A 583-nucleotide genomic window follows, 5' to 3' on the forward strand; every position below is an offset into this window, starting at 1 on the left:
TGAGTACCCTAGCAATGCTGGATTATGTTCAGCAATTGTATGCTATGGAGATTTCTCCTGCAGAGATATCCCGTATTACCGATAGTGTACTACCCGCGGTTCAAGAATGGAGATACCGTCCTCTTGAAACCGTCTATCCATTTGTATTTCTGTATTGTATGTTTTTCTAGGTTAGGGTGTATTGTGCTGTAGACACACTTGCGATCTTTAATATCCTAGGTTTTTTTATGGAAGGAAAAAATATGTACTTTGGCTTTATAGTTCAGAAAATGAAGGGGCCAAACTCTGGCTTGGAGTTCTCACTGATCTGAAGAAACGCGGTGTGGAAGATATTATGATTTCCTGCATAGACGGCCTGAAAGGTTTCCCCGAAGCGGTTGAGGCTGTATTTCCTAAAACCAGGGTACAACTTTGCGTGGTTCATTAAATCCGCGCCTCCATGCGCTATGTTCCTTACAGGGATAAATAAGCGGTTATGGAGGATATGAAGCCAATCTACAAGGCTAATAATGAAGAGCAGGGATATCAAAGGCTGCTTGCCTTTGAAGAGAAGTGGGCAAAAAAATATCCCCTGACCTGCAAA

The 583-nt window shown here is 42.4% G+C and carries 1 protein-coding gene and 1 pseudogene; both read left to right on the top strand.

Annotation, left to right across the window (positions count from 1 at the left end):
* The first annotated feature begins 44 nt into the window (after positions 1 to 44).
* A complete protein-coding gene (locus GNY06_RS14710; RefSeq protein ID WP_262885046.1) occupies positions 45 to 170 on the top strand; it encodes a transposase in 126 nt (41 codons plus the stop codon).
* A 128-nt stretch (positions 171 to 298) separates the two neighbouring features.
* Positions 299 to 427: pseudogene (locus GNY06_RS14715) on the top strand (transposase); the annotation flags it as partial.
* Positions 428 to 583 lie beyond the last annotated feature (156 nt).

The organism is Elizabethkingia argenteiflava (genome assembly GCF_009904105.1).
Taxonomy (GTDB): domain Bacteria; phylum Bacteroidota; class Bacteroidia; order Flavobacteriales; family Weeksellaceae; genus Elizabethkingia; species Elizabethkingia argenteiflava.